This is a genomic window from Methylorubrum subtropicum (assembly GCF_038442325.1).
Classification (GTDB): domain Bacteria; phylum Pseudomonadota; class Alphaproteobacteria; order Rhizobiales; family Beijerinckiaceae; genus Methylobacterium; species Methylobacterium subtropicum.
The window spans coordinates 1-9,808 of sequence record NZ_JBBXMW010000045.1; the positions used below are offsets into that span (position 1 = coordinate 1).

The window sequence follows — 9,808 nt, forward strand, 5'->3', positions numbered from 1 at the left end:
TCGTCCAGGCAGTCGGGAAGGAGCGTGATCTGCTGACGGTCCTCACCTGCGATGAAGCGTTTCATCCCGACCTCCCCAGATCGGGATTTACTCTACCAAATCAGCACGTTTTCACACAGCCTGGGTCGAAAGCAGCAGTCCAAGCCCATGATCTGAGAGCCGGCTCTGATCGCAAAACGGTTGCGCGCCTTGAAATTTGATTTCTCCACACGATTTCTGCATGTGCTTGAGCGATTAAATAAAACAGTAATTTTTTGCACATGCCATGACCTTACGATCTGGTGCGCGCCGCGACCTGGCGGAACGGGTAGCAGCGCGGTCTAGGCACACGGGAAAGCACACCCCGATCAACGCGTTCACCCGCGGCTCCGGAGATCTCGTGCCCATGTCGCAGGATGAGGCGATAGATGAACTGTGCGAGATCGTTGGTGGCGACCGCGCAACCGTCATCCAGGGTCTCGCCGAGATCGTGCGGCGGCGGGCCGAATTCGAAGCGCTGCGGCAATCGAATGCAGATACATAGGAGAAACGAACGGAAATCGCCGTTCGATTTCGCGATATCGAGCGGCGATTTACCTAGCTTAAGCGATCAATGCAATATTTCTGCGGCTGATTATGCGCGATTTATCACAGTGATCTCAATATAAGATGAATCAAAGCCGAGCCGCCCCAGGGGATCTGGGGCGGCTCGTGTTTTTAGGGCGAAGCTGTCACCATCAGTGATGGGCCGCAGCCAACTGGTGCTCCTGTGAAGTCTGCGTCGCCGCGAAGGTCGAGGCCCAGGCGGCGTGGGGATGCTCGGACATCGTCGACATCGCCTGCACCATCTTGTTGAAGCTCGATGCCTGCCGGGCGTTCACGCTGGAGGGCGCGGCGGCCGAGGCCGTCGTCGACGAGGTGCTGGAGGTCGTCGCGACGCCCTTGTAGTCGAGGTCGTCGGCGAGCCCTACGACCAGATCGCCCCGCGACACCGTCCTGGCTCCGAGCAGGTTGGTCCAGCTCGACAGTTCCGTCGAGGTCGGCGCACGGCCGAGCGCGTTCTGGAACATCTTTGTGACGAAGTCGCCGTCCCCCAGGGTCCCGTAGCGGCTCGCGAACTCCGAGGAGGCCACGACCTTGGCGGCGAGTCCCGCCTCGGTCTGAGTTCCGGCCAGAATCTGGCTTACGTCGCTGCCGGCCCCGGTGTTGGTCTCGTGCCGCGCGAGCCCGGTGCTGTAGATCCGGTCCACGATCTCGGCCGCCGCCATCTTGTCGGTGGTGTGCTCCAGGCCGAACTTGCCCGAGACGTTCTGGCTGCTGCTCGTCACCGTGTGGACGTTGCCGACGGTGAGATGCTCCGCGCTTCCTGTCAGCGCCGCGATGACGTCCAGGCGACCCGCGGTGCCGCCGTTGAACTGCGTCAGCCAGCCGTTCAGCTCGGAGGCCTTGGCGCTGCGGCCGTAGGCGTTCTCGTACATCTGCTCGACGAACTGGGCGTTCGAGAGCGTGCCGTAGCGCTGCTTGAACTCGGTGCTCGACATGATGGCGTTCAGCAGGTCGTTCGCGCTGGCATAGACGAGATAGGTCTCCCGTTCCGTCGAGGTCGGATCCCGGTCGAGCAGGACATCGTAGATGCGTGCGACGAGATCCTGATCACCGCTCTGTTGGCGCGAGGTCTGCACCCAGCTGACGGCCTGCTCTTGGGGATCGTAATACGTCTTCCGGTTCTGGTTGAGCTGAGACGTCCAGATCTGATCGACGCCGTTCTCGTCGCGGCTGTGGTTGGCCTCGAACAGGATGCCCTGCGAGGCGGCATCCTGAGCTGCGATATCGTATGACCCGTTGCCGTCCGCCACGTGGCTGGCGAGTTCGAGCGCGTCCTGCGTGCCGTTCCCGTCGAAGTCGCGGCTGATCGAGGACAGGCGCCCGTCGGCGCTGGTCGTGGTGGTGTCGCTCGACAGCAGCTTGCCGGCCGCGTCGTAGTAGCGGACGCCGATGGTGCGCACGCCGCTGCTGGCGATGTCGTCGGTCTTGACGACGTCGTTCTTGGTGTCGCCGTTCAGGTCCTCGCCGGTAACGATGTGCAGGCCGTTCGCCGAGGTCTGGATCACGGTCGTGTTCTTGGTTGAGCCGTCGGCGTACTTGGTCTGGATCGTCTGCGTCTTGCTGCCGTCGGTGTTGAGCACGATCTGGTTCGAGAACGTTTCGTCGGTCGTGCCGTCGCCGTCGAGATCGATCGTGCCGGTGATCTTGTAGCCGTTGGCACTGGTCGTGGTCGTGATCCGGTCGCGCAGCACGTCCTTGCCGTTGTAGTCGCTGCGCGTCTGTGTGGTCGAGCCGTCGTAGTTGACGACCGAGACCTGGGTCTGCTTCGCATCGACGACCGTATCACCGTCGGTGTCGAAGGTGATCGTCTGACTCCGCCCGTCGGCGCTCGTCGTTTGGATCGTCTTGCTGAGCAGCGCGCCGGCATTGCTGGTTGTCCAGATCGTGTCGGTGCGCGTTCGGTCGGTGCCGATGTTCGTGGTCTTGTACTCGTCGAAGTTCCCGTCGCCGTCGGTGTCGTGGTTGATGCGGACGTAGCGGCCGTTGGCGCTCGTGATCGTCACTTCCTTCTCGTACAACCCGCCGTTCTCGTTGTCGGTATAGGTCCGCGTGGTGCTTCCGTCGGGATTGACCACCGTCTCGTCGGTGATGTTGAACACGCCGGTGCCGAACTCGTCGAGCTGCACCGTATGCTTCAGGCCGTGCGCGGTGTCGGTGACGATCTGCTGGCTGACTTTTCGGACGGTGCCGTCGCTGTCCGTGGTCGAGACGGTGCGGGTCTCGACCCGGCTGCCGTCGTTCCCGAGCACGGTGTCGTCGGTGGTGACGTGATCGAGGCCGAAGCCCTCGTTGTTGCCCGAGACCGTGATCGTCTTGTGCAGGCCGTCGGCGCTCGTCTTGGTGATGATGGTGCTGTTGTCGCCGTAGCTGCCGGGCTGGATGTTGGCGCCGACATTGGCGTCGGTCACCGTCACCGTCGTCGAGCCGTCGGTGCCGTAGGTGATCGTCCGCGTCTGCGTCTCGTCGATGGTCGAGTCGCTGCCGACGTTCAGCGTCCGCGTCGTCTTGAGCCCGTCCGCGCTCGTCGTCACGGCCGTGGTCTGGGTCACGGTGCCGGCGGCGTCGTAGGCCGTGGTGGTGTCGACGACGTCGCCGATGGTCGTACCGCTGGTCAGGACGTTGATCGTCTCGGTCCGGTCCGTCTTCGTGTTGCCGTCGAGGTCGGTCGTGATCGTCGTCGCCTTGTGATCGGCGCTGGTGACCGTCGTGACCTTGTCGATCAGGCCGAGCTTGTTGTTGAGGTGCGTGACCGTCTCGCGGGTGCCGCCGTTGCCGTCGGCGTTGAGCGTCTTGACGTCGGTGGCGGTGAGATCGGTCGAGCTGGCCACGAGCGTGTTGCCGTCGAGGTCGCTCACGACCGTGGTCGACAGGCCGTCGTCCGACACGGTCGTGACGGTGCTGCTCACGACCTTGCTCGTCGCCGATGGGCCGCCGGCGGACCGGGTCACGGTCGTGGTCCGGCTGCCGTCCGCGTTCAGGACGGTGTCGGAGACGGTCACGCCATCGGTCTTCTGGTTGCCGTCGACATCGGTCTGGGTGATCGTGTGCAGTCCGTCGCCGCTGACCTCGATCCGCGTCGAGTTGCGCAGATTGCCGCCGGCGTCCGTGGACGTGATCGTCTCCACGCGCCGTCCGCTGGTGTAGAGCTCGGTCGTGTCGCCGTCGTGCTGGTCGTCGGCGTTGGCCGCGTCGATGTTGGTGTCGACGGTCTTGCGGAGCCCGGCGGCGTCGGTCGTGGACGTGGTGATGAGGATCTTCTTGCCGTTGCGGGCATAGCGCGTGACGACGTCCTTGACGGAGCCGTCGGTGCCCTTGGTGATCGTCTCGACGGTGTCGATGCCGTTGGTTTCGAAGCCGGCGATCGCGGTGTCGCCGTTCGTGTCGCTCGTGATCGTGGTCGTGTTGCGGTCCGCGCTCACCGTCGTGGTGCGCTTGCTCTGCAGCGTGCCGTCGGCGCTGGTCGTGGTCTCGGTGGTGGTGCGCACGCCGTCGCTGCTGACCGACGTCGCACGCGTCGTGTTCAGGTCGAAGCCCGTTCCGCCGTCGAGGTTGACCTTGGTCGTCGTGGTGAGCCCGTTGGCGCTGGTGGTGACGACGCTCTGGCCGATCAACGTCGTGCCGTTGCCGGCGTAGTCGGTGGTGGTGACCTTCGAGCTGCCGTCGCTGATGTTGACCGTCTGGATCACCGTCTTCGCATCGAGCGACGTGTTGCCGTCGCGGTAGTACAGGATCGTCTTGGTCAGGCCGTCGGTACTGGTCGTGGTGACGGTCTTGTTCATCAACGTCGTACCGTCGGGGCGGTAGTTCGACAGCGTTTCGGTGACGACCCCGGAGGAAACGCTGACCGCGTCGACGCTCTCGTTCTTGCCGTTGCCGTCCGCGTCGACGCTGGTCGTGCGGGTGATGCCGTCGGCGGCCTTCATGGTGACGATCTTGCCGATGAGCGCGCCCCGGGCGTTGTACGTCGAGCCCGACCCCGTCGCGCGGTAATCGGACGCGTAGAGCGTGCGGCTGCCGTCCGTGCCGATGACGGTGGTCTCCGTGTGCGTGACATCGAAGACGGTGTCGCCGTTGAGGTCGGTGCTGGTGTTGTGGGTCAGGCCGTCGCCGCTGATCTGGGTCCTGGTGACGTCGCGCCTGGTGCCGTCGCCGTTCAGCTCGGTCACCGTCGTCGTGACGCTGTCGTCGGTGCCGCGCACGATGTCGGTGTTGCGGAACAGATCGACGACTTTGTCGTCGGTGCTGGCGATGTAGATCTTCTGTTGCTGGGTGAGGCCATCGGCGCTCTTTTTGGTGATCGTCTTGCCGAGCTGCACGCCGCTGTTGCTCGACTGGGTCACCGTCTGCGTCCGGCTCTTGTCGGTGTTCGTCACCGTCGCGTCGGTGACCATCAGGTCGTAGCCGCTGCCGTCGCCGTTGAGGTCGGTCTTGGTGGTGGCGGTCAGGCCGTCGGCGGAGACCGTGCGCTGGACCGTGCTGACGACGCCGTTGTTCTCGTTGAGGTTCTGGATCGTCACCGAGGACGAGCCGTCGCTGCCCTGGGCATCGACCTCCTTCTGATCGAAGATGCTGTCGCCGTCGGTGTCGCGGCGGATGGTGACGGTGGCGCGGTCGGCGCTCGTCGTGGTCGTGGTCGTGCCGGTCAGGATGCCGGAAACCTTGTCGGTCACGGTCTCGACATGGGTGCCGTCGGAGTGATCGACGATCGTGGTGGTGCGCACGCGATCGACCACGCCGTCGCCGTCGTCGTCGAGGGAGAGCGTGCGGATCTTGTGGTCGGCGCTGGTCACGAGGGTGCTCTCGGAGACGAGCCGCCCGCCGGTGTCGAGCACCTTGTTGTCGACCGTGACCACGCCGTTGACCGCGCTGATCGCCGATTTGACCACGCCCGCCCCGGCCGAGGCGGCGAGGGAGACGGTCGCGGCGGTGCCGGTGGTGCCGTTGGAGCGGGTGAAGGTGGTCTGCCCGTCGATCGTGGAGCCGTCCTCCATGACGCGGCTCGTCTTGTCGGCGGTGAGGTCGATCTCGGTGATGCCGGCCTGGGCCAGGGTCTTGACCGAGGTTCCGCCGTCGAAGTTGCTGATCACCAGCTTGAACGAGGAGAACTTGGCGTCGCCCGAGTCGAGCTTGCCGTTGTGGTTGGTGTCGAAGACGTTGTGCAGCGCGTCCATGTCGGTCTTCGCGCTCGGGTCCCAGTCGGTGAAGACGACCTCGTTGCGCTCGGTGATCTTGCCGTCGCCGTCGGCGTCGAAGGCGAGCACGGCGTCGCCCGCCGCCGCCCAGGCGGTGCGCTGCTTGTAGCCGGTGCCGGCCATGTCGAAGTACTGGTTCGACCCGGTCAGCGGCGCGATGTCGACGCCGTCGCCGTCGAGGTCGAGGATGATCGGCTCGAAGTCACCGCCCAACATGAAGTCGCCGACATTGGCGCCGGTGAAGCCGGTGTAGCCCACGACGTCGGGGCCGCCATAAGCCGGCGCTTCCGCCCACTGGCTCGGGTTCATGTAATAGTTGTAGGTATCCTCGGACAGGTAGGCGCCGCTCGTGTAGGCCGCCGGCATGCCCGTGGCCGCCGAGGTGTCGACGGTCGGGGTGGATGGCCCATCGTTGCCCCCGTTTCCGGCGACGGAGATTTCCGGGAGCGTCGTTTCCCTGCCGCCGCCGACGCTCCCGTAACCGGCGACGCCGTCGCCCGCCGTGTTGGCGCCGCGATCCCCGGTCTCGTTGATGCCGAGCGTGAACGGCTGCGCCGGATTGGGCGAGTACGGGAGGCCGGAATTGGGCTGGTTGTAGTCCAGGGCCGGGTTGCCGAGCGGGTTGATGACCGTGTCAGACTGCTGGTAGTTCCCGGTCACCACGGAAGAGGGATCGCCGAAAGATCCATTGTATTGACTCTGTGAGGAAGAAACGGACTGAAGCGGCCCCGCATCCAAGCCCGTATTGTAAATCTCGAACTTCGAGTCGCCCTGGTAGGCCGACGGCATCGAAGCAGTTGAGTTATCAAATGGGCCCACGAAAATAGACTTGGCAGGCGTAAAGCCGTTAGTGCCATACCAATCCATATCTTGGGAGCTTGTCTCTACTTCGAGCCTACCGCGGTAAGGCTCATTGTCGCTTCGAAGATATTTCGAGCCGCCCGGTAGATAATCCACGCCTTGCGGCTGGAAGAAATTCGCTACATCAGTCGGCGTTGCCGTGCCACTAAAAGAATATCTTACGCCATTAAAGTTCATTGCCGGTATTTTTGGAACTTCAAGCGTATACGATGCGGTAAATACGAGACCATTCTGGTAGCTATATCCGGCCCCAACGAAAGCGCTTGATTTGAGACCAAAAGGCCCATCGAATCTTTGGTTTAATCCGCCGTCGACTTGAATATCTTTGAAATTTAAATCCTTATCTCCGGATAACGTGATCCTTCCGGCAAATAATCCATATTCAACCTGTCCCCTTCCGATAACATCATAGTATTCATTGGAACGAAGCTCGCCGATAACTCGAATTGGGCCTATCGGCGTACCAAATTTCGGGTCACCAAAACGCATATTTAATGTTTCGCCGTAGCTAGGCATCGTTCTCTCCGCCTTACTGCTTTAGCAGTAGATTTACTGCCGTCATGTTTACGGATAGCGAGAATGCAAGCATAAATAGAGCTGCACGCCAGCCGGATATGATGTACTTGTTTGGATTTTTACTGTTTACTTTTATTTTTATTGTAGACCCTCTTTCAAGGATCGCTGCTGATTTGATTCCATGATAAATCGATTGATACTTACCGTTAGCGAATTCATAGGACACCAAGGGAGATTCTATTAGATATTCTCCAGATTCATCAGCCTCAATATCCTGAATTACTCCCAAAACTGGTATCCACTGCCACATCCTAAATAAGTGGAGGAGCGCGGGAACCAGCATAAACACCGTAACAAGCAAGCTTCCCAGCAGAAGGGCTGTTGTTTGTGGCCAGGACATTCTTCCCCCGACATTCAAAGCCTAAGTCTCAGGCGCAAAATTAAGATCACGCCCGAAATATATTCGAATAAAATCGGAAAACATACATAAAATAATATGTCAGTTCCATGTGTAGAATATGGCGATTTTTAGACTTGCGATTCACTGCTTTAGACGGGTCCGGTTGCACGCCGAAACCGCTACTCCAACTTTTTTCACCGCACAAGGATGAAAATCGCGGCTCGAACGTGCTTGGCAAACGCAACCGCAGTGTGTAGAGATCCGGCCACACCGGTTGGGCGCAACCTAATGCGCCGTCCGGTCGTGCGCGGCAAGAGACTTTCCGCGACAGGGGGCAACATCAATGAACGACGAAGACGTCGCCGCCTCAGGGCTGGCGTCCCTCGTGGCTGTGCTGCAGTTCCACGGTATTGCCGCCGACCCTGACCAGTTGAGCCATCGTGTCGCAGGCCAGCCGTTCGGGCCCCCTGAGATCGTCCGCACCGCCCGCGAGCACAACCTCAAGGCATCGCTGCGCAAGGGCGGCCCGAAGTCGCTGCCGCGCCAAGCGCTCCCCGCCATCGTCCGGTTCAACGACAACCGCTACGTGATTCTCGCCAAGATCGTGGAGCGGACCGTCCTGATCCACGACCCCGTCGCCGGCCAGCCACGGCTGATGGAGATGGCCGACTTCGTCGCGCAATGGGACGGCAGCCTGATCCTGTTCGCCCGCCGCGCCGCCCTGTCCGACCTCGGGCGCCGCTTCGACCTATCCTGGTTCCTCCAGGCGATGCACAAGTATCGCTGGCTGCTCGGCGAGGTGCTGCTCGCGTCGCTGTTCATCCAGATCTTCGCGCTGATCACGCCGCTGTTCTTCCAGGTCGTCATCGACAAGGTGCTGGTCCATCGCGGGCTCACCACCCTCGACCTCCTCGTCGTCGGCCTCCTCGTCGTCGGCGTGTTCGAGAGCCTGCTGACGGCCTTACGCACCTATCTCTTCGCCCACACCACGAACCGCATCGACGTCGAACTCGGCGCGCGCCTGTTCCGCCACCTGCTGGCGCTGCCGATCGCCTATTTCGAGACCCGCCGCACCGGCGATTCCGTCGCCCGCGTGCGCGAGTTGGAGAACATCCGCTCCTTCCTCACCTCGTCGGCCCTGACGCTGGTGGTCGATCTCGCCTTCACCGCCGTCTTCCTCGCCGTGATGGCGGCCTACTCGCCGCTGCTGACCGGCATCGTGCTCGCCTCGATCCCGGTCTACGTCGCGGTCTCGGTCGCGCTCTCGCCGGTGTTCCGGCGCCGGCTGGAGGAAAAATTCAACCGCGGGGCCGAGAACCAGTCCTTCCTGGTCGAGAGCCTGTCGGGCATCGAGACCCTCAAGGCGATGGCGGTCGAGCCGCAGATGCAGCGCCGCTGGGAGGAGGGGCTGGCGGCCTATGTCCGCGCCAGCTTCCGCGTGCTCTCGCTCGGCAACACCGCGAGCCAGGTGATTCAGCTCATCGCCAAGCTCGTCACCGCAGCGATCCTGTTCTTCGGCGCCAAGGCGGTGATCTCCGGCGGGATGACGGTCGGCGAGTTGGTCGCCTTCAACATGCTGGCCGGCCGCGTCGCCCAGCCGGTGCTGCGCCTCGCGCAGGTGTATCAGGACTTCCATCAGGCCCGCGTCTCGGTGGCGCGGCTGGGCGACATCCTCAACGCGGTGCCCGAGCCCGCCACCCGGCCCGGCTCGGCGGCGCTTCCCGCGATCCGCGGCGCGATTCACTTCGACCGCGTCACCTTCCGCTACCGCCCCGACAGGCCGCCGGTGCTGCAGGAGGTCTCGATCGACATCGCGCCCGGACAGGTCGTCGGCATCGTCGGCCCCTCGGGCTCGGGCAAGTCGACCCTGACCAAGCTGGTCCAGCGCCTCTACGTCCCCGAGACCGGCCGCGTGCTCGTCGACGGCATCGATCTCGGCGTCGTCGACGCGGCGTGGCTGCGCCGTCAGGTCGGCGTGGTGCTGCAGGAGAACGTGCTGTTCAACCGCTCGATCCGCGACAACATCGCGCTCGCCGAGCCCGGCCTGCCGATGGAGCGGGTCATCGAAGCCGCGCGGCTCGCGGGCGCGCACGACTTCATCACCGGGCTGCCGCACGGCTACGACACCCTAGGCCGCGAACTCATAACGATTGGCACGGTTGCCCACGCTGATCGTTGGTCCTCCAGCCATGGAGGATCGTGAATGGCACGGTTTGATCTGACGGACGCGGAGTGGGCAGCGATCGAGCCGGTT

General features: G+C 62.9%; 5 protein-coding genes. 3 read left to right on the forward strand and 2 right to left on the reverse strand.

The genetic code is table 11. The features are described from left to right. Together AAHG03_RS26870 and AAHG03_RS26875 are read left to right on the forward strand one after the other, a co-directional pair. The coding region (locus tag AAHG03_RS26870) for a hypothetical protein (protein WP_342154914.1) at window positions 1–200 on the forward strand (200 nt) is incomplete at its 5' end. Between the two features lie 185 nt (window positions 201–385). Beyond that, the gene (locus AAHG03_RS26875; protein ID WP_342154916.1) at window positions 386–523 is read left to right on the forward strand and encodes a hypothetical protein; all 138 of its coding nucleotides are present in this window, start codon (window positions 386–388) and stop codon (window positions 521–523) included. A gap of 193 nt (window positions 524–716) precedes the next feature. On the opposite strand, the gene AAHG03_RS26880 is transcribed toward AAHG03_RS26875, so the two are convergent. Both AAHG03_RS26880 and AAHG03_RS26885 read right to left on the reverse strand, forming a co-directional pair. Beyond that, window positions 717–6,440 carry a DUF4214 domain-containing protein gene (locus AAHG03_RS26880; protein WP_342154918.1) on the reverse strand — a complete coding sequence of 1,908 codons (5,724 nt, stop codon included), beginning with the start codon at window positions 6,438–6,440 and terminating at the stop codon, window positions 717–719. Window positions 6,441–7,167: 727 nt separating this feature from the next. Continuing rightward, entirely contained in the window at window positions 7,168–7,554 is a 387-nt protein-coding gene (locus AAHG03_RS26885; protein WP_342154920.1) for a DUF3592 domain-containing protein, read from the reverse strand. A 343-nt stretch (window positions 7,555–7,897) separates the two neighbouring features. On the opposite strand from AAHG03_RS26885, the gene AAHG03_RS26890 reads away from it, so the two are divergent. Further along, a complete protein-coding gene (locus AAHG03_RS26890) occupies window positions 7,898–9,757 on the forward strand; it encodes a type I secretion system permease/ATPase (protein WP_342154922.1) in 1,860 nt (619 codons plus the stop codon). Window positions 9,758–9,808: the final 51 nt, after the last annotated feature.